26 protein-coding genes are annotated in these 18,992 nt (G+C 41.9%); 10 read left to right on the top strand and 16 right to left on the bottom strand.

The features are described 5' to 3' along the window. Nucleotides 1-92 precede the first annotated feature (92 nt). The gene (locus V7K73_RS08055; protein ID WP_334878783.1) at nt 93-263 is read right to left on the bottom strand and encodes a hypothetical protein; all 171 of its coding nucleotides are present in this window, start codon (nt 261-263) and stop codon (nt 93-95) included. Then, nucleotides 241-651, bottom strand: a complete 411-nt coding sequence (locus tag V7K73_RS08050) for a hypothetical protein (protein ID WP_334878782.1) — start codon at nt 649-651, stop codon at nt 241-243. Before V7K73_RS08050 ends, V7K73_RS08055 begins: the two co-directional genes overlap by 23 nt. 301 nt (nt 652-952) lie before the next feature. Here V7K73_RS08050 and V7K73_RS08045 point away from each other — a divergent pair, with 301 nt between their 5' ends. Further along, a complete protein-coding gene (locus V7K73_RS08045) occupies nt 953-1,264 on the top strand; it encodes a hypothetical protein (protein ID WP_334878781.1) in 312 nt (103 codons plus the stop codon). Nucleotides 1,265-1,364: 100 nt separating this feature from the next. Beyond that, on the top strand, nt 1,365-1,547 hold the full coding sequence (locus V7K73_RS08040; protein ID WP_334878779.1) for a hypothetical protein: 183 nt from the start codon (nt 1,365-1,367) through the stop codon (nt 1,545-1,547). Here the strand turns inward: V7K73_RS08040 and V7K73_RS08035 are convergent. Next, nucleotides 1,520-1,717 (bottom strand): hypothetical protein, encoded by a 198-nt coding sequence (locus tag V7K73_RS08035; protein WP_334878777.1) that lies wholly within the window; start codon nt 1,715-1,717, stop codon nt 1,520-1,522. The two genes, V7K73_RS08040 and V7K73_RS08035, sit on opposite strands and share 28 nt — an antisense overlap. Nucleotides 1,718-1,972: 255 nt before the next feature. Here V7K73_RS08035 and V7K73_RS08030 point away from each other — a divergent pair, with 255 nt between their 5' ends. Then, nucleotides 1,973-2,353, top strand: a complete 381-nt coding sequence (locus V7K73_RS08030) for a hypothetical protein (protein WP_334878775.1) — start codon at nt 1,973-1,975, stop codon at nt 2,351-2,353. A 2-nt stretch (nt 2,354-2,355) separates the two neighbouring features. Continuing rightward, entirely contained in the window at nt 2,356-3,342 is a 987-nt protein-coding gene (locus V7K73_RS08025) for an IS110 family transposase (RefSeq protein ID WP_334878773.1), read from the top strand. Nucleotides 3,343-3,394: 52 nt separating this feature from the next. On the opposite strand, the gene V7K73_RS08020 is transcribed toward V7K73_RS08025, so the two are convergent. From V7K73_RS08020 to V7K73_RS08010, 3 genes are all read right to left on the bottom strand, one after another. Then, on the bottom strand, nt 3,395-4,582 hold the full coding sequence (locus V7K73_RS08020; protein ID WP_334878771.1) for a DUF58 domain-containing protein: 1,188 nt from the start codon (nt 4,580-4,582) through the stop codon (nt 3,395-3,397). Nucleotides 4,583-4,724: 142 nt separating this feature from the next. Next, the gene (locus V7K73_RS08015; RefSeq protein ID WP_334878769.1) at nt 4,725-4,907 is read right to left on the bottom strand and encodes a hypothetical protein; all 183 of its coding nucleotides are present in this window, start codon (nt 4,905-4,907) and stop codon (nt 4,725-4,727) included. Next, entirely contained in the window at nt 4,882-4,992 is a 111-nt protein-coding gene (locus V7K73_RS08010; protein WP_334878767.1) for a ribbon-helix-helix domain-containing protein, read from the bottom strand. The genes V7K73_RS08015 and V7K73_RS08010 overlap by 26 nt, the downstream gene beginning before the upstream one ends. Nucleotides 4,993-5,195: 203 nt before the next feature. Between V7K73_RS08010 and V7K73_RS08005 the strand changes: the two genes are divergently transcribed. Continuing rightward, complete coding sequence (locus V7K73_RS08005) at nt 5,196-5,645, top strand: DUF29 domain-containing protein (protein WP_334878765.1); 450 nt, start codon at nt 5,196-5,198, stop codon at nt 5,643-5,645. A gap of 30 nt (nt 5,646-5,675) precedes the next feature. Here V7K73_RS08005 and V7K73_RS08000 read toward each other — a convergent pair whose 3' ends face one another. From V7K73_RS08000 to V7K73_RS07965, 8 genes are all read right to left on the bottom strand, one after another. Then, the gene (locus tag V7K73_RS08000; protein WP_334878763.1) at nt 5,676-6,263 is read right to left on the bottom strand and encodes a Uma2 family endonuclease; all 588 of its coding nucleotides are present in this window, start codon (nt 6,261-6,263) and stop codon (nt 5,676-5,678) included. A 64-nt stretch (nt 6,264-6,327) separates the two neighbouring features. Beyond that, a complete protein-coding gene (locus V7K73_RS07995; RefSeq protein ID WP_334878790.1) occupies nt 6,328-6,561 on the bottom strand; it encodes a hypothetical protein in 234 nt (77 codons plus the stop codon). A 108-nt stretch (nt 6,562-6,669) separates the two neighbouring features. After that, a complete protein-coding gene (locus V7K73_RS07990) occupies nt 6,670-7,248 on the bottom strand; it encodes a Uma2 family endonuclease (protein WP_334878761.1) in 579 nt (192 codons plus the stop codon). A gap of 233 nt (nt 7,249-7,481) precedes the next feature. Next, a complete protein-coding gene (locus tag V7K73_RS07985) occupies nt 7,482-7,715 on the bottom strand; it encodes a YgiT-type zinc finger protein (RefSeq protein WP_334878759.1) in 234 nt (77 codons plus the stop codon). A gap of 32 nt (nt 7,716-7,747) precedes the next feature. Continuing rightward, the gene (locus V7K73_RS07980; RefSeq protein WP_334878757.1) at nt 7,748-8,710 is read right to left on the bottom strand and encodes a hypothetical protein; all 963 of its coding nucleotides are present in this window, start codon (nt 8,708-8,710) and stop codon (nt 7,748-7,750) included. Continuing rightward, entirely contained in the window at nt 8,707-9,675 is a 969-nt protein-coding gene (locus tag V7K73_RS07975; protein ID WP_334878755.1) for a DNA-methyltransferase, read from the bottom strand. Before V7K73_RS07975 ends, V7K73_RS07980 begins: the two co-directional genes overlap by 4 nt. Nucleotides 9,676-9,855: 180 nt before the next feature. Continuing rightward, nucleotides 9,856-11,646: a translational GTPase TypA gene (gene typA / locus V7K73_RS07970; RefSeq protein ID WP_334878753.1), complete on the bottom strand. Its 1,791-nt coding sequence runs from the start codon at nt 11,644-11,646 to the stop codon at nt 9,856-9,858. A gap of 38 nt (nt 11,647-11,684) precedes the next feature. Beyond that, entirely contained in the window at nt 11,685-11,843 is a 159-nt protein-coding gene (locus V7K73_RS07965; protein WP_334878751.1) for a hypothetical protein, read from the bottom strand. Nucleotides 11,844-12,028: 185 nt separating this feature from the next. Between V7K73_RS07965 and V7K73_RS07960 the strand changes: the two genes are divergently transcribed. From V7K73_RS07960 to V7K73_RS07950, 3 genes are all read left to right on the top strand, one after another. Next, nucleotides 12,029-12,616 (top strand): Panacea domain-containing protein, encoded by a 588-nt coding sequence (locus tag V7K73_RS07960; protein ID WP_334878749.1) that lies wholly within the window; start codon nt 12,029-12,031, stop codon nt 12,614-12,616. Between the two features lie 133 nt (nt 12,617-12,749). Beyond that, the gene (locus V7K73_RS07955; protein WP_334878748.1) at nt 12,750-12,965 is read left to right on the top strand and encodes a hypothetical protein; all 216 of its coding nucleotides are present in this window, start codon (nt 12,750-12,752) and stop codon (nt 12,963-12,965) included. Between the two features lie 308 nt (nt 12,966-13,273). Continuing rightward, nucleotides 13,274-14,326, top strand: a complete 1,053-nt coding sequence (locus tag V7K73_RS07950; protein ID WP_334878746.1) for a hemerythrin domain-containing protein — start codon at nt 13,274-13,276, stop codon at nt 14,324-14,326. An 81-nt stretch (nt 14,327-14,407) separates the two neighbouring features. On the opposite strand, the gene V7K73_RS07945 is transcribed toward V7K73_RS07950, so the two are convergent. Both V7K73_RS07945 and V7K73_RS07940 read right to left on the bottom strand, forming a co-directional pair. Next, a complete protein-coding gene (locus tag V7K73_RS07945) occupies nt 14,408-15,592 on the bottom strand; it encodes a M20 family metallopeptidase (RefSeq protein WP_334878745.1) in 1,185 nt (394 codons plus the stop codon). A gap of 147 nt (nt 15,593-15,739) precedes the next feature. After that, nucleotides 15,740-16,303: a pentapeptide repeat-containing protein gene (locus V7K73_RS07940; RefSeq protein ID WP_334878788.1), complete on the bottom strand. Its 564-nt coding sequence runs from the start codon at nt 16,301-16,303 to the stop codon at nt 15,740-15,742. A gap of 738 nt (nt 16,304-17,041) precedes the next feature. Here V7K73_RS07940 and V7K73_RS07935 point away from each other — a divergent pair. Together V7K73_RS07935 and V7K73_RS07930 are read left to right on the top strand one after the other, a co-directional pair. Next, nucleotides 17,042-17,761: a hypothetical protein gene (locus tag V7K73_RS07935; protein ID WP_334878743.1), complete on the top strand. Its 720-nt coding sequence runs from the start codon at nt 17,042-17,044 to the stop codon at nt 17,759-17,761. Between the two features lie 404 nt (nt 17,762-18,165). Beyond that, nucleotides 18,166-18,933, top strand: coding sequence for a DUF1350 family protein (locus tag V7K73_RS07930; RefSeq protein WP_334878741.1), 768 nt, complete (start codon nt 18,166-18,168; stop codon nt 18,931-18,933). Nucleotides 18,934-18,992 lie beyond the last annotated feature (59 nt).

The raw sequence follows: 18,992 nt of genomic DNA, 5'->3' as shown, positions 1-18,992 counted from the left end.
GATAAATTGCTCTAGCTCGTACATGGCTAGGCTTCTAGCTCGAACTAGCTTTGATGAGATTTTTTGTTTAGTCATTGGTTATTAGTCATTGGTCATTGGTCAGACGCGATGGCGTAACCGCCCAGCGTAGCTGATCGCACAAATCCCCCCATCCCCCCAGCCGCGATCGCACAAATCTCCCCATCCCCCCACCCGCGATCGCAAAACAAAACCGTCCTTACCACATCAGGCAGGACGGTTTTATTCAGATTCTTCTGGTTCACTGGGTCGCTGAGACTTACCCTCACTCGAAACTAAATTGTAAATTTCTTCCTCAAGCTCTTGAAGTTCTTTTCGGAACTCTTGCTGTTCCTCCTTAACATGATCAAGTTGAGATTCTAGGAGATGTTGATGAGCTTTGAGATGTGAAAGATGTCTATCCTCAATGCGCTTCAGGCGCTCTACGATTTTCCCAGGAGGATCGACTCTGCGTTTATTTGCTCTCCCAGAGATATCTTGCGTTGAGCAATCAGCCTGATTAAGTCTGATCTGTTCAATCCCATTGATTGCGCCTGAAGCTTGAAGTCCTCCCAATCTTTCTGACTGATCAAAAATGTCGCTCGAATTGAGTCTTCTGCTAGTTTCTTGGGTCTGGCCATTTTCGCATATCACAACAATACCCTCATTTTATTGTATGAACAAAACCTTTTTATATGAATAAAACGCTTGACAGGTTTCATTCATATAATATACTAAAAACAGTTATATATGAAAATAACTCGATTGACAAGACAGCTCCCCCCTGCGACCTTGCAGGGCATCCCAATAAACCGGAGCCAGCACCCGCGCCTTGTCCTTGCGCGGACACACCCTGTAATCACCTTGAACCGGGCGCGGAAACGAGTTTTCCGTGCGGTAATCTTTGATGTCTGCACACTTACCTAGAAAACAAAATGATCAAGGAAATATACAAATGAGTAAGCCCGTGGGATATTTCACGAGTTACACCCTAAATGATGGCTCCTTGCTGGAATCCCTCCAGGAGCAGTACGGTAGCACATTTGAATTGATGACCAGACACGAAAAGCTGTTTTTAATTTCTACTCTGGCGGCCCAATTGTGCGACGAGTCTCCCGGTAGATGCCGCGATGACATTTATGTGGTCGGTCATCAGATCAACAGTTCTTTACCTTTGTCCGACAGAGAAGGATTGCTTGAAGCGCTGACGGGTCAAGTCCGATGGGGTCGCAGTCTTAATGATACGGAGGTAGTGCCTATGGGATAATCCGCTCCTAAACACTGTGTACATGATTTTGATAGGGAATAACCAGCGTGACTGGTAACATTTGCGCTGGTGTTTTTTACACAATTAGGAATTTTATTTTATGAATTACCGGGATGAATTAAGACCGTGGGCAATTTTTCAACGCCTGCCCAATGGTCAAAGTGCTTGTGTTTATCGATTTCGTACCCGCACTGATGCCGATGCTTACACCAGCATCCTTCGTCAGGGAGGGGGGATATTTGAGGTAGTGTTCGATCAACCCCAGGGAGTTACCCAAGGATAGCTTAAATCAACTGCGATCGCGTTTTTGGGGCGCGATCGCAATTGATTAATCGATTCCAACAAGTAAAAAATAGCACATAGATTAACCGCCTGATGAATTGCAATTGATATTGCGATCGCGCTTGCCACGGCGCGGGCTACTTGACACAGTAGCCGAAACGGTGGAATCAACCACCGTCGCGGATTGTGTCCAAAACAATCAGCAAGTTAATTAGAGAAATTGCAGTGTTCAGAATGAATTGCGCCTTTAATATAAGGCGTTCCTCCCTTCATGCGCGGCACAACTCTAGTTAATTCCCCGAATGCGTTTACTCCTGAATCGCGCCCCTCTTATGGTGGGGCGTTAGGGTGATTCGTGCGCTATTAAGTTCGGGCTACTCAAGGGATGCCAGTCCCCAAAAAGCATCACTCATATCTCGCAGAACCATGAAAATAGAATTAACAATTTTGGGAATTGATGTTAGTAAATCAAGTGTAACAACTCACATTTTAACACAGTATCCCAAGGGAGGATTGCAAGCATATTGGAATAAAACAAGAAATAAAGCATCTACTTTATATCCGGCTTTTTACTCCAATCCTGATGCTAAGAATCAGCAAAAATCAGCTTTTGACTTTGCCGATTACCTAGCAGAAATTAAACCAGATTATGCAATCTTAGAACCAACAGGAAACCACTATTCAAGACTGTGGGCATCTATCCTCAATAAGTTAGAAATCAAAATGTTGTGGGTGGGTCATGTCGAATTGCGGCGTTATCGCGGAGGTAAAATTTACCAAATAAAAGTGACCCAGCTGATGCTTTAGCAATGGCCGCCTACGGTCACGATCCAGATCACCGACTGGAGACTGGCGAATTAAATCTGAGGTATTTCCTCATGCACCGCCCCGAACCGATTGATGAACTCCGCGATCTGTGCCAGCAACTTGAACACCTTAACCGGGTGCAATCGCCAATTGTGAACTATGCTAGACAGCTTCTGGCTTGGCAATTCCCAGAAGTGGCGCACACTAAAAGCGCATCTGGCAAGACTGGATTTTTACCGCCCCTTTGGGGATGGTTAGCTAAAAGGCTCGAAATTTCGCCCGCCGGGAAAACCCGAATCGAAAATCGCTATAAAATATCCATTGCCAAAGACTACGGAATTGAGATTGACCCAATCTTGGAACTACACGCCGAATGGATGTGTGATATCTCACTTTACGAGCAGCGCTTGGAAGCAAGAATCAGTGAAATGCTTTCCTGTTCAGCATTTACTCCTTACATGAGCGTGTTTAATAAGTTCGGTTTTGGTTTACGAGTGCGATCGCGTTTACTTACCAGGATTTATCCTTTTGAGTCCTTCCTGGGTGTTAACGGTAAGCCCGTTATTGAGTACGAGGTTCGGGAGGTAAAGAAAACGGAGCGGGAGCGCAAAGACGCACAAACCACTGTCCGGCGATTAGCCGGTGATACCAAGCGAATTAAACGCAACCGCAGCCGCGACACTTTCAAAATGCGTTTGGGTATGGGAACCGTTCTAGAACAGTCCGGGGATGGACTTGTTGAAAAACCAAGCGGTTCATCCTTGTGTAGAATTAGCCTCTGGCAGTATGTCCTAACTGGTGTAGAAACTGGAAGACTGCCAAGCAATGACCTAACCAAGGAATTGATTAACTATCGTGACTCACTCAAAGCTCACGTCACTGAGCAAGGTGAGAAACTGCTAGGTGGTAAGCACATCCAAGGCAAGCTGATGAGTAAAGTAGTAAACTTACTGTTCCAAGAATTATGTAAAATGACTCCCGTAGAGTGATGCGATTACCCCTTCATATAAATGAAGGGTTTCTAAATCTCTTAACTTTCAGTTACCCTGAATTTAATGTTTTTTGTAGCTGGGGTTGCAGTGGGCGATCGCTTTGTAAAACTATACCAGGGTGTTCCCAATTGATTACCTCTTGTTCTCCTGGTGAGGAAATATTTGGCCACATTATCCAGCGACTGCCTTGAGGAAGAGTAGCAAGGCTCAGGGAGTTTTGAGTTAGCCAAATCAAAGGATGGCTTTTAGGAATTACTGAACTGGCATCTTCTAGAGCGGTGGTTGCTGCTAAGGTTTCTAGAACAAAGCGTAGACCTCCGGGCTTGCCGTAGGCATCGCCTTTGATTAAATCTGTAGATGCTGTCCATAGTTGCACCTGTAATTGCTGTTGCTGTGCATAAAAGTACAGCGAAGCTGCGGCAATTACTGCTTGTTCAAAGTTTTCTTCTTCCCAATTGCTAGCACTGTCAAGGGCAATAACTATTTCTTGTCCACCTGTAACCATTTCTAACTCCCGTACCCTTAATTCCCCATAACGGGCGCTAGTCCGCCAGTGGATTAGACGGGTAGGATCTCCTACACGATAAGGGCGGAGCGATCGCACCAGCCCTGTTGTCGCTGTCTGCAAAGGTTTACCACGAGGATCGCCCCTTTTGCTTTCTTCTTGCCCCATTTCGTCTACTAGGGGGCAGGTAGCCAAGGGTAATACTGTAGGATAGACGATCGCTGTGGCAGCAGAATCACGCTGACGGCGACACCAAAATAATCCCAAAGGCGCACCAGAACCCAGTTCAACTGTGTGCCAACGATAAACTCCTCGGCGCACAGTAGGGTGGTAATATACCCAACGGTAACTACCTTTACTAGGAATTGTCTCGATGGCCTTTTGTACTGGTTTTCCTAAGACGAAGGGCAACATATCCTCAACTTGCAATAAGCTCACAGGCTGCTGTGTCTGATTGCGGATTTCTAATTCCACAGTTAGATCGTCGCCTGCTGACACAGGTTGAATGGGACGGCGGGTGATGGATAGATTTGTGAGCGATCGCGGCGGTAAGATGGCTGCTACACCCAAAAGGGCAAAACTGATGCCGCTAATGGCGTACAGCCAACCAGCCATCGTATTAATACCTGCGCCAAAAAAACAAATAGCCGTTGCTGCTAGTACCCAGCCGCCATAAGCAGGGGCACTGGCGCGGGTTTCTAACCAATTGGTGATGGGTTTGATAAAATTCATGTTTCTTTTTTAACCCAACACCAGCCTAAATTCACAGTGTCTCAGGAGTTTGCTAAAAAAGCTTTTTCAACGTTAGTTTGAGCAAAGTAGTCGGCAATTTCATTGATATCTCGGCTGGCAAGAATGTTGATGACGTAGCGACTCATGCTTGCGCCTGATGTCGTTGTCGAAACCGCTCTAAAATTTGGTTTACGAATGTCTCTCCATCAATAGGAGGCGTTTGATCTGAAGCTAAAATCGCCGCATCAATTTTTTCTCGCACATCTTCCACCCATTCAGCATCAGTGCGATCGTATTCATCAAGCAAACCGTAAGGCAATTTCAAGGGCTTCTTCTGCGGAGCGATATTTCCCAGACTGGAGCTTGGTTTGAATAAAGCGTTCTTGATCGGGTGTGAGACTGATGCTCATAGAAAACCTCTATTCAGATTATTCACCATTTTAAGTCAAAAAACGCACCCTGCTTTTTCGTTCAGTATTCAGGAAAAGCTTCGTAGTTACTGCCCAAGGCATCAATCACTACAACTAAACGTTTTTGCAATTTTGGTCGTTTGCATCTAGAAATTTATAATTGTATATCATTCAATTATGGAATGTAGGTAGAAGGTAAAAATATGACAATGACTACCAACTTAAAACAACTCTATGAAACCGATGATAATTTATGGTTAGAAGAAACTATTGAATTCTTAAAACAAAAACAGTTTCACCAACTTGATTTAGAAAACCTAATTGAGGAATTAATCAGTTTGGTTAAAAGAGATTTAGCTAAAGCCAAAAGTCTTTTAAGGCAAATTATTATTCATATATTATTACTCCAATATTGGCAGGTGGAATATGAAAGAAACTATCGTCATTGGATTGGAGAAATTAAAACCTTTAGATATGACTTAAATAATCATTTAACGACGAATTTAATAAACAAGTTGCAGGATGATTTAGAAAATATTTATCAAAGTGCCGTTGATTTTGTGAAAATTAAAACCGATTTAACTGTTTTTCTAGAAAAATGCCCTTACACTCTTGTACAATTATTAGATGAAAATTATTTACCTGAACTATAAAAATTGCTTTTTCTACACTAAAGGAATATGTCAATTTTTCCGATGTAACCAACCAAAAACTTCATCAGCAGAGAGGATAAAATTCAAATCTTTTAACACTGGTAATATATCTTGTCCTGCTAACAAATCTGGTAAAGAATTAGGCTGATAGACTAAAATACAGCGTTCACTTGGATCAATCAACCATCCTAGCTGACTGCCATTTCTCAAACAGTGTAAAATATTGCCAGTTACTTTAGTTTGACTTTGAGCAGGGGAAAGAATTTCTATTACCCAAGGGGGTGCAAAATCAATACCACTGCTAATAATATCACCGCTTTCATCCAGTGGTATTTGATTTGTGGAGATAACAACCACATCAGGAACTACCGAACGATTACCGCAGGTACAGCGCAATTCAGGAAAAGCTTCGTAGTTACTGTCCAACGTATCAATCACAGCAACTAAACGTTTTTGCAATAAACTGTGTTTGCCTCCTGCCATTGGTTTCTGAATTGCCTCTTTGTTAAGATATTCCCAAGCTGGTGACTCATCAATGTATGGAAGTTTTAAGAATTCGTCTAGAGTCGTACTTTCTGGAACTGTAATTTTTCCTTGCGTCAACCCAATATTTTTCATAATTCCGTTATAATCCCAAGTGGCTCGGCCGTTGGAACAAGTAGCATTTTGAGATCAAGATTGTTCATAGCGTTGTGTTGGGCTGCTGGCGCTGGGCGACCTGGATTAACAACCTTAATGCCTCATTAACTGCTTTATCGTTGGGAAAAGCTTGGGCAACATCGGGAGCTAAAAGTACTAGGTTGGTTTTTGTACGATACCGTTCAACATATTTACCTCTAACCCCGCTTGCCATTTGAGCGAAGTCGTACTCAGGACGTAATTCATCTTCCATTTCGTTTTCAACTTCCTTGTTCATAAAACCTCTTCTCTTGGCGAGTAGCATTTCGGCAATGGCGATCGCCGAATAGCCTATCGTAGACATCGCTTTCTGTAAGAATGCCTACTGGTTAGCGATGTCTATGCATTAAATCTCTCGACGAAATGCTCTAATAGCTTCTCCAGCATCAGTCTGAGCCATCAAAATGTAGCGTCTGAGTAAATCCAAATTGAGGTCATTGAGTCCGGGCAGTTGGCTGCGATCGACGCGTTCATAGCTGCCGTCATGGAGATGATAGAGCGTTAACAGCCCATCTTCCCAAAACCAGACTTCCAGTACTCCCAGAACTTTATAGCGTTCTAACTTGCTGATACCACCACTGGTAAAAACGACTTCGATGGACAAATCTGGAATCGATTTAACGCTACCAATGCAGTAGGACTCGTCGGCTTGAACGGAGACAACCCCTTCTTTTTCCTGGGTCATCGATCGGGTTGGCTGAAAAAAAATGCCTTTTTCGACGAGAAAGGTTGTCACTAAATAACCGATGATACTGGCAAAAATTTCATGTTCGCGTCCCGGCATGAGAATCTCGATTGTATCGTCATAGTAAAACAGTCGCACACCAGGAGAACCGTCAAAACCTTTTTGGATGAACTTGAACTGTTCCCACGTCCCATAATGGACAATGCGTTGGTCGGTAGTTCGGTCGAGTAGTGGGGGCATCGCGTTCACCTCTAGCAATCCCTGCCTGAATTATGACATACCCTTTGCCAGCATCACTATTATAAGCTTTGAAAATAATTGATTTGTTTGCGATCGCTCTTTCATGATTTGCTTTATTGCGACGCCGAATAGCCCGTCGTAGACATCGCTTTGTCTAAAAATGTCTGCTGGCTAGCGATCTGTCTTTACCAATAACTTGAGGATCTAACTTGACGCGGCGTTGATTATGCTGATTATAGATGAGTGACCGGAATTTGTTCGGTTATTTCAGGGGGTTTGGCTCCAGTTGCAACAGCATGAACCGCATGAAAAATATAGGCAGAATAGTACCGATTGTCACAGGTATCACAAACACCAATCGTCACATCTTCGAGGATGACAAATCCATCTCTATGTTTAAATGCCTCGCGCTTGACAATTCTAGGTTGAACAGTTCCTTCGCAATACTCGCATCTATATCCATACATACGGCTAGCCTTGAGCTTCAGTGACTTCATTATTATTCGCTTTCCTCGTTCTCACCTTCCTCAATTTCAACTTCTTCCAGAGACTGCCCATTACTACTGAGTAACTGCCAAATATCACGATAAAATAGATTGTCAATGGTCTGGATGTGTTGTGAAAGCAATCCATCCGTAATCATATTCGGACGAATATCGCAGTAATATACACCATCAAGTGGATTTAGTTTGATAGTGTAAGCTTTGAAGTGTCCTGGCAAAAACGTTGCATTAATGCCATAACGATTTTGCTGCTTTGCTTTTTTTCTCTGCACATCGTTCAAGAAAATTGCAATGTGAGGCAAAGCAGTGCTGGTTAGCTTGTTGTATAAAAACTTATCTACAAAAATTTTATCAATACGGTCTTTACTCGAAGTTTTAACCGAACCAATTATCTTGAGTTCGTCGTCTTTACTAATCAACAAGTCATGCTGATAGCTAGTATGAAATAAGATTGAGCCGTTCTCATCTCTAACCGGAACTTGTACTGTTCCAGAAACACAATCTACGTTGAGAGATACAATCAAAAGTCGAATTAGACGCTCGAAAAGATCCCCATTGACTTTACGAGCTTGGTTAGACTTTCCAGAAGGTAATGCGTCGAGGGCAGCCCCAATAGCTTGCTGAACTGTATAGATGGTAGAAATGAAAACCTGCCTCAATGAGTCATCAGGTAACTGCCTCTCTCGCAACTGCTCAAGAGCTTGTAAAAACTGATTAGAAGCAATATCAAATGTTTCTGACTCATACATTAAGTTAGTATTTATCGGGCGAGTAATGTTGTAATAACCATCATTTTGATATTGATAAAACTGGTAATGATTTTCATTTTGTGAAACAATTCTGGCTTGCAAGCCCTTCGTTATAAATTGTAGATAATTCCTACAAAAGGTAATGTAGTCTTGAATAGTTTGAAAACGTTGTTTGTCTACTGCGTGATTTACCAAATCCTGTAGACTCATCGGATAGACTCTCTTCTTTCTGCATTTTTACGATCAAAGGCTATCCATTCTTCCTTTGTCATACGACGGACATTTTCTAATCGTCTAGTTGCCCAACAGTTGTACTCAATATTTAGATCACAGCCCATCCAGCGACGGTTAAGTTGCTCTGCAACCACAAGAGTTGTTCCTGAACCTGAAAATGGGTCAATGACCAAATCTCCTTCTTTGGATGATGCAAGAACAAATTTTCTCAATAATTCTTCTGGCTTTTGAGTTGGATGGGGTGTTGTCTCACCCATACCATTACAAGTAGTAGGAATCTCTATAACGTCTTTGGGCTTTGCACCTTTTGGGTTAGGTGTCCAGTTATTATGTTTCTTGATTGCTCCCTTTCCGTAGGCGCTTGTCTCTGCTTGTGGGTGAGATGGATATTTTAATGTATGTGCGCCATAAGGAATTCGCACATCGTCAATACTTAGTTTAACGGCATCAGATTTACGAAAATGAATGATGCTTTCATGAGAACGTCCCCAATCACTACCTAAGTTAGCCTTGTTTTTATAGTGCCAAATTAACCAACGACAATTTTTGAAATATTTTGATGCTGGATGCTTTAAATCAGCCAAGATTTCGGAAAAACCACAAATATAAAAAGAGCCAGTTGACTTGAGGATACGTGAAGCTTGACTAATCCATTGAATTGACCACTCAATATATTTCTCTTGGTTCTCAAAGTTGTCCCAATCAGCTTTCTTAATGTTATAAGGTGGGTCAGCAAAAACTAGATCAACGCTTTGAGTATCAAGCGATGTAAGCCAATCAATTGAATTACCTTGATAAAGCTGTCCATGAGGATGTGTGTATTGCAGTTGAAATCCTTGTGTTAAAGGTTGCAACTCTTGTTTACTGACTTCTTGCTCTGAAACTCTAATATCTAGAGAAGTTTGTGGCATGTTCAATGCAGTATTAGTAGAACTGACCATTTTCGTTCATCCTCCGTTGCTTAAACAAACGTCCGGTGTCAAATTATATTACAGAAGATTACATCTGATCACTTAATCTTTCATAGCAAACCGAATCCCTAATTAGATAGGGAACTGTAAATAACAAAATAAAAAGCCCACATCAGTGGGCTTTCTAAATCAATTAAGTTATTGCTTTACTTACCGTTTCGCCAACTTCTTCGACATCTTCCGCAGACGAATTGATTGGGGTGTAACTTCCACCAATTCATCGGCCGCGATGTATTCCAAAGCACGCTCTAGGCTCATGTCTATCGGTGCTTGCAGTTGCACCAATTCATCGCCACCAGCAGCGCGGTGATTGGTTAATTGCTTGGTCTTACAGATATTCAATTCCAAATCTTGGGAACGAGTGTGTTCTCCCACGATCATGCCTCTGTAAACCTTTGTACCAGGAACAATAAAGAATGCTCCTCGATCTTCGGCATTTCTCATGGCGTAGAAGGTAGAAACGCCTTCTTCAAAGGAGATTAAAACGCCTTTGTTACGGGCTTCAATGTCGCCACTCAGTTGACGGTAGTCTAAGAAACTGTGGTTCATGATGCCTTCACCACGAGTCATCCGCATGAATTCACCCCGGAAACCAATCAAACCACGGGCGGGTATGACAAACTCTAACTGGGTGCGATCGCCACTACCTGGTTGCATATCTTGCATTTCGCCTTTGCGTTGTCCCAGGCGTTCAATACAGCTACCCACACCATCAGCAGGAATGTCTAACACCAAGAGTTCGTAAGGTTCGCAAGGTTGACCGTTGATTTCGCGGTAAATTACCTGTGGCTGAGATACCTGAAACTCGAAACCTTCCCGGCGCATGGTTTCAATTAAGATACCCAAGTGTAACTCACCACGACCAGAAACGAGGAATTTATCGGGAGAATCGGTTTCTTCGACACGCAAAGCAACGTTGGTTTCAAGTTCGCGGAATAGGCGATCGCGTATTTGACGGGAAGTCACCAACTTACCTTCTTGACCAGCAAAGGGCGAATCATTCACCCAGAAGGCCATTTGTAACGTTGGTTCATCCACTTTAATTAGTGGTAAAGCTTGCGGTTCGTTGGGGTCAGTAATCGTCTCCCCAATATAAGCATCAGCGAAACCAGCCACCGCCACAATATAACCTGCGGTTGCTTCTTCCATGTCTACGCGCTTCAGTCCATCAAAGCCCATCAACTTGGTAATTTTACCCTTGACAATGGTGCCATTTTCTGTTACTAAAGCAGCTTGTTGTCCTGAGCGGATAGTACCGTTGTGAATTCTGCCAATCACAATCCGTCCCAGATATTCAGAATAATCTAGGGTTGTAACTTGCAATTGCAGAGGCTTATTGCTGTCGCCTACTGGTGGTGGAACGTGTTGCAGAATCGCGTTAAAAAGAGGTTGCATATCTACCGATTCTGCTTCCAAGCTTTCTTTAGCGAAACCTGCCATACCGGAGGCAAACAGATAAGTAAAATCACACTGGTCTTCATCTGCCCCTAATTCCAAGAACAGATCCAAAACTTTATCAACAGCAACGTGGGGGTCAGTTTGTCCACGATCAATTTTGTTGATAATAACGATGGGGCGCAGCCCTTTTTCTAAAGCTTTTTTGAGTACAAAGCGTGTTTGGGGCATCGGGCCTTCATTGGCATCGACAATCAGAAGACATCCGTCAACCATGCCAAGTACGCGTTCGACTTCGCCACCAAAGTCAGCGTGTCCAGGAGTGTCAACAATATTGATTAGTGTTTCTTTGTAACGAACTGCTGTATTTTTCGACAGGATAGTAATACCCCGTTCCCGTTCTAGGGCGTTGGAGTCCATAACGCAATCCGGAACGTCTTCGCCTTCGCGGAAAATGCCGGATTGTTTGAGGAGTGCGTCAACCAGGGTGGTTTTGCCGTGGTCAACGTGGGCGATAATGGCGACGTTGCGAATTGGGAGCGTCATAGAAGCTTTTAGTGAACTCTAGAGGGGGTTTATAAGATTTACATTTGAATGCTAGGCTGTTTTAACAGAATTGGGGATGATCGGCAAACTCTGTAAAGAACCTTTAACAATTCTAGCGTAATCGTCACAATTGCGGTGAGGTTTGTCAAGGCTGCGTTGCGATCGCCTGAGTACAAGTCACCGTAAAATGATGCCAAAGTTTATCTACCTCTAACCAGTTCCTCAGAGCAATTTGTCTAGTTAATTGATATGGTAACTGGATTTACCTCGTGCTGTACTATAGTTAAAATGTACTACTTAAATAGATTTAAACTAAAATAATTGTAAGTGACCGTTAAAAATAGCTAGGATAATTAACCAGTCTTAATTTACGAGTCTGATTATGATTGATTGTCTAAATGTGGCTCGCTACTTCATCGTCAGAGCTTACGAAGACGGTATAGAAGCAGAAATGACCAACATGAAGGTTCAAAAGCTTCTGTATTACGCGCAAAGCTTACATTTGGCCATGTATGACGAGCCATTGTTTGAAGAAGAAATACAAGCATGGCGCTATGGGCCTGTTTGTCCTCCGGCTTACAGGTTTTACAGTGAATTTGAAGCTAAACAATTACCTATTCCAAGTCTTGAATTACTGTTAGAAATACCTGATGATAAAAGACAACTTCTAGAAGAAGTATGGGAATATTTTGGTGGCTACCATGTTTATCAACTTAGTGGTATGACGCACTTGGAGTTTCCTTGGAAAAAGGTTAGGTTAGGTTTGCTACCTGAAGCTAGCTCAACTAAGGCAATTCTTCTTGAAGACTTGAAAGCATTGGGATATCAGAAACTAGACCAAATAGAGCGTGACCATCCGGCCTATCAATTTGTAATGCAGGAAATTTTAAAGGACGCTTGTACTTCGGAATCATCAACTCGTATTCGGAAAGGAGAAGTGCGTAACTGGCTCAACTCCCTTCTGGATTGAAAAATCCGATAATTTTAACCGTTCTTTCAATAAACTGGCAAAAGCCTACAGATCGGATTTTGTTGAGTGTGTCGCAGAAGTTTTAGAAGATTTAATTGAAGACCAATATCCGATTAATTCTCGTAACGAACCTTTGCCTAGAAAGATTGAATTACCTCAAGGATGGTCATTTCACAAGCTAGAGTTCAAGGTATCCAAAGGCGCTTCGGGGCAAATTAGATTAATGTATTTAGTCAATACAACTGATTGTGTAATCAAGCTTGTGTGGATTTATAGCCACGAGCAATTTGAAAAACGCCCTACTGAGGTGGATTTAAAGAGCGTTCTTAAAGAAATCTTAGATTATTAATATTTTAATATTTTCAGGACTTACGCAAAAAGGTAGTCAAAGCCTTGATTTCTCGTAGGGGCAATTCATGAATTGCCCCTACATTTCGTACCTGATGCGTAAGTCCTAATTTTATCCGCCTGGGGATAGAACACAGATTGAAATATTATCTATCTAAAAGTATAAGAAGAGAAAATGTCACGAAAATTTTTGTTTATCTACCCTAAGTTGTGAGAGCGATCGCTCAAAAGAAAGATGGAATCTCCCTAATCTCTGTGTCAAGGTTATATCAAGTAAGAATTACGAACACTTTGCCGAGGAGAACACGGATGGTAGCTACTTTAGATGATACGAAACGCAATGCTATTGCTGTAAAACTTGCAAGTATCAAAGCCCTCCAACAGTTGGTTATCGAAAATGAGCAATCACTTTTGACGCAAGGACTAGATGCAGAGATTGGCGATCGCATCCGCAATTTCATCAAGGATGACGAAAAAAATCTTGGCATTCTAGAAACCGTAATTGGTCAGTATGGCATTCAGGCTGAACCCAAAAAAAATGTTACACAATTCATTGAAAAAGCTCGTGAATTGTTCAAAGGTTCTGAATTAAGCCTGTATGAAAAAGTATCTCAGCATGAATTGCTGAAACATCAAGTAGTAATGAGTGGCTTGATTGTTCACAAGGCTGCTCAAAAAGTTGGTGCTGATGTTTTGTTAGCGATCGCACCTTTGAATACGATTAACTTTGAAAACCGCGCTCACCAAGAGCAACTCAAAGGCATTCTAGAAATTCTCGGTGTCCGTGAATTGACTGGACAAGATGCAGATCAAGGAATTTGGGCGCGTGTTCAAGACGCTATGGCTGCGGTAAGTGGTGTAGTAGGTAGTGCTGTTACCCAAAGCAGTGACAAAAGCGATCTGAATATCCAAGATGTTATCCGCCTCGATCACAACAAGGTAAATACCCTATTTACCGAACTTCTGCAAAGCGACAATCCACAGAAGATCCAAGAATATTTCGGTCAAATTTACAAGGATCTTACTGCTCACGCTGAAGCTGAAGAGGAAGTAGTCTATCCAAAAGTACGTCCTTTCTACGGTCAAGATAACACTCAAGAATTGTTTGATGAACAAGCTCATGCGAAGCAGGCATTAGAGGAAATTAAGGCTATTAGCCCATCTTCACCTCAATTCAAAGATAAAGTCAAACAGCTGATGGATGCTATTGGCGACCATATTCGTCAAGAAGAAAGCACAATGTTTGCTGCTATTCGTAACAACTTGAGTACTGAACAAACCGAGCAACTGGCTACTGAATTCAAAGCCGCCAAGACCCGAATTCAACAGAAATTAGGCGTTGTTAGCGAATCGAATGTGTAGGATGCTTTCGAGCTTTCTATATCCGCTAAAAAAGGTTAATTAAACAAAAACTCCCAGCATATCAGGACTGGGAGTTTTTGTTTACAAATGTTGCTGACAGTATTTATAAGCGGTGTATGCCATAGTTACAACGCCGGTGATAATGGCAGATTCATCGACTTCAAATTGGGGATGGTGTAATGGGTGGTTAATCATTCTTTCTTTATAGCCGACACCCAAGCGAAACATAGAACCAGGGACATGTTCCAAATACATAGAAAAATCTTCAGCACCAAGGGAAGGTTCGGGTAAGACTTGAACGCGATCGCTACTCCAAGCTTCTTCTGCGGCTGATTGCAACAATTGCGTTAGGGTATAATCATTTTGGACACTGGGTACACCCTGACGATAATTGACTTGATACTTTGCTCCGTAGGTATTGCAAACATTAGATACAATGTTTTCAATCCAGTTTGGGAGATGGGCGCGAGTTTCAGGATGGAGCGATCGCACGGTTCCCAATAACTGCACTTTATCAGCAATTATATTCGGCGCTCTGCCACCATTAATCTTCCCTATACTCAATACTACAGGACGCAAGGGATTCTGCGTCCGGCTGATGGCTTGTTGCAGTGCAGTAATCACTTGGCAAGCAATCCAAATCGCATCAATCGCCTCATGAGGACGCGCCCCGTGTCCAGATTCTCCCATAATCAGAATTTCTAAATCATCAGCCGCGGCTGTCAAAGCCCCGTAACGCACACCAATAGATCCTGCGGGGATAGAAGGGAAAACATGAACCCCTAATACAGCTGAGACATTTTCCATCGCCCCATCTTTCATCATCCAGCTTGCCCCTTGAGCAATTTCCTCAGCTGGCTGAAATAAAAACCGCACTTTTCCACCCAACTCCTCACCCACTCGGGATAGCACCATTGCCGTTCCTAAGCCCACTGTGGTGTGGACATCGTGACCACAAGCGTGCATAATACCCTCTGCGCGAGAGGCATATTCTAAATTGGTGTTCTCTTGAATTGGCAAGGCATCCATATCGGTGCGAATTGCCAATAAACGGTTATTTTGGCTAGTGCCTTGCAGTTCTCCAATAACGCCCGTTTTACCAACTCCTTCTTGTACGTGCAGACCACTAGAAGACAAAACACCAGCCACAAAAGCTGCTGTTTGGTACTCCTGACCGCTCAGTTCTGGGTGAGAGTGGATGTGGCGGCGAATTTCAATTAAACGGGGCGCTAGTTTTGCTGCTAAGTCTTTAATATGGGTAAGCATGGATTCAATTAATCTACAGGCTTTTTTCCCATGATAAAGAATTGTTAACAAACAAAATGCTTTTGCTATACAAGCAGAAGCAAAGGGGCAGTTCTTGCTGGGGGAGATGAGGGAAAATAATCAATGCCCCATTCCCCACTCCCCAGTTTATTTTGAATAACAGGTTGTGCCTAAGGTATTTTCGGGTTTGAACTCGTTACATGCTCTAAGATTTTGATTCTCTAACGACCAGCTATAGGGCTTGTCGGAGGTAACGACACCATTGGCCATAGTTGTTAGTCGGAAGTTAGCCCCCCGAAAATTGGTAAACTGCAATTTGGCATTTTTTAAGTTTGCTGCTTCCAAATTGGCGCTGAGGAAACCGGCATTAGACAGATCGGCATTTTCCAGAGATGCTGCTTTCAAATTTGCACCTGTTAAGGAAGCACCACTGAGATTGACCGAATTCAAAACCGCAGCTTCTAAATTTGCACCGGTGAGATCGGCATTTGTAAGATTAGCTTGAGATAATGTAGCACCACTCAAGTCAGCCCCTCGCAAATTTGCTCCAGTTAGATTCAGTCGAGTTAGGTCAGCACCACTCAAATTACACCTGGGACAGGCACTTGTTGCCTTCAACTGATCCAAATCTAGCTGATTTGATGCAAAGGCTTGCTGTGCAAACCCGAAACACGCTAACAGTGCGACGGTAGCCACAATCTTGAGTTTCATATTTTTTACAGATATCCACAAAAATGATAAGTGACGCATATTGCGTACTGTCATACTTACATATACTGCCTCCCTAAGGAACAGCAGGGATGAAGCATTGATTAAGAAGCTGTAAAAATACAATGAATTCTAATAGTAAGACTACTCAAACCGAAGTATAGGCTATAGAATCGAGTCGTAAGGAACTATACCGAATCTCTTATAGACTACCAAATATGTGATCCCCCTAGCGCGATGAAAAAAGCGACTAGGGGGATCTTGTTTTTGGGTATTGGATTAACACAAAGGCAGAGGGCAGAAGGGATTTATAACCAATACGCCTGGTATTACTGTAAAGAAGACTGAACTTGGGTTTTAGTCCAGTTGAGTGGATAGTAGCTCTAATTTGCTAAAATTTATTTTTGGCTGGGCGATGATACTAATCGAGAATCCTGTAAAATCTTAGTTATTGCGGAATTTTATCTTATTGTTTATTGTAGTTGAAAATGGTTCTTTAGCAAGACAATAACCGATTAAATTTTCATTGCATTTACAGGCAATTGATTTATTTTTGTTGTAGTTACTCTTTCTTATAGTAGAAATAGTTATCTTGAAAAAAGAGTATCATATTGTACAAAAAATATTGACCTTGCCTAGCAGTATTAACTTGCCTGAAAAAGTTTAGACAAAATGCCAGCATTCCATAAATTTGATTGCTATATTAGATTCAATAACTATTCTGGCAAGGATTGAGAAGCTGTGCGGTATGATTTACAAGGCTTGGAAATTAGTCAGTATGAACTGCAAAGGCTGACTAATTTACCTGTCAATGAAAAACTTTTAATTATTACAAATCCTCTGAAAAATTTAGCGAAAATATACATCAAAAACATTAAAAGCTCGGAAGGGGCAACTGTAGTTTTTATTGGTTTTACTACATGTGTTTTTAGCTATCTTTTATTTGATATTTTTATAAAAATATTTTTATCATGGATAACAATTCCATCCTGGACATTATTAATAATCTTAGGTGTTTGGGTTGGAATTTTTACACAGACGGTATTATATTTAATATGGAAAAGTAGAAGCAAGGTTGTCAAATTTAACATGACAAATTCTTTGCAAATCTTATTAAGCGATGTTGAAAGATATAATAGTGTTATTAAAGCAATAGATATCAATGACCAAATAGAAGAAGCTGGTAATCCAGAAGTGCTTATAAAGGAAAGAGAGAGTGTTATCGAAGCGCTAAAACTCACTAAATCAGATTTACTTCGGGCTTTGAAGACAGAAAGAATTTTGAGAGAAAATAAGAGCTTTATCCTTAGTAATACAGAGCTATTCGTCAACAATTTAGCAGCTTTAACAGCCATGCAAGTAAATGAACAGGCTACTGAGCATGGAAGATTACTCAATGAAGCATTACAGATTGCATTAGATGTGCAACACGAAATGAAAAGGTTACAGACTCAGCGTTAAGTAGGTAGACAAGATAAAACCAAACTATGTAACGAAAAGTAAAATCTCTGTATTTGGCTCGTAGTTGCGCTTTAGCGCTAAAGCGCAACTACGAACCAGTGATGATTATTTGCGCCCACTTACTTAACATAATTCGTGATTCGTAATCATGCTTTCTAGGAGACGCTGCACTAAAGTAATTAAGTTTTGTAATGGGGATTTAGAAACTATTCCTGCATTCACTCAGTACTCAGGAAGAGTTGGAAAAAGCGTAGATGGTTTCGATAAGTCCATAGACGCTGCTGGATGGGTTGATTTCCAACCTACTCGCTAGATATACTCAATGGCTTTTTCCATAATCCTTCCCAGGGTTGCGATCGCCGATCTAACATAAAGAATATACAAGAAAGCGATCGCTTATCGGCATGGACTGGAAAGAAGTCAGAGGTAACTGGGTAATCATTCCCCGAAATCCCATAGGTATCATCCATTTTTTAGGAGGTGCATTTGTCGCCACTGCACCGCACATCACTTATCGCTGGTTACTCGAACAATTGGCAAGTAAAGGTTATGTTGTAATTGCTACGCCTTTCGTTAATACCTTGGATCATACTGCGATCGCAAAATCTGTGCTGCTAAACTTTGACCGCACCCTCGAACGCTTACACGATTCTGGGGCATTACGCAAGCTTTACTACCCTATCTACGGCATTGGACACAGTATGGGCTGTAAACTTCACTTGCTGATTGGTAGCCTCTTTAAAGTAGAACGCGCAGGAAACATTTTAATATCCTTCAACAACTACGCCGCTAAAGAAGCTATCCCCTTAGTAGAACAATTCAATTCTACTTTCAAAATCGAGTTTACCCCCTCACCATTGGAAACCAACCAGCTTGTCCAAGAGCGTTACGACATCAGGCGCAATTTATTAATAAAATTTAGCAATGACACCATTGACCAATCCGCAGCTTTAACCAAAATCTTACAAAAACGCTTTGATGAGATGGTGACAACACAAACGTTACCAGGAACTCATACAACACCTCTAGGTCAAGACATTAAATGGCAAACTGGAACATCTTTTACCCCCTTTGATGCTTTAGGGCAATGGTTCAAACAAGAAGCATACCGCGACTTGAACCAGCTAAAAAATACTATCCTCTTGTGGGTTAACCCTCTTGCACCCCCATAATGTTTTATGACTAATTAAAAACTCATAAATTCGACGAAAAAATAGAAATGAGTTAGTAG

Origin of the sequence: Nostoc sp. (assembly GCF_036916975.1) — a bacterium.
Classification (GTDB): domain Bacteria; phylum Cyanobacteriota; class Cyanobacteriia; order Cyanobacteriales; family Nostocaceae; genus Nostoc.
The sequence above is the reverse complement of the archived record's forward strand: the minus strand, read 5'-3'. Positions and strand labels throughout refer to the sequence as shown.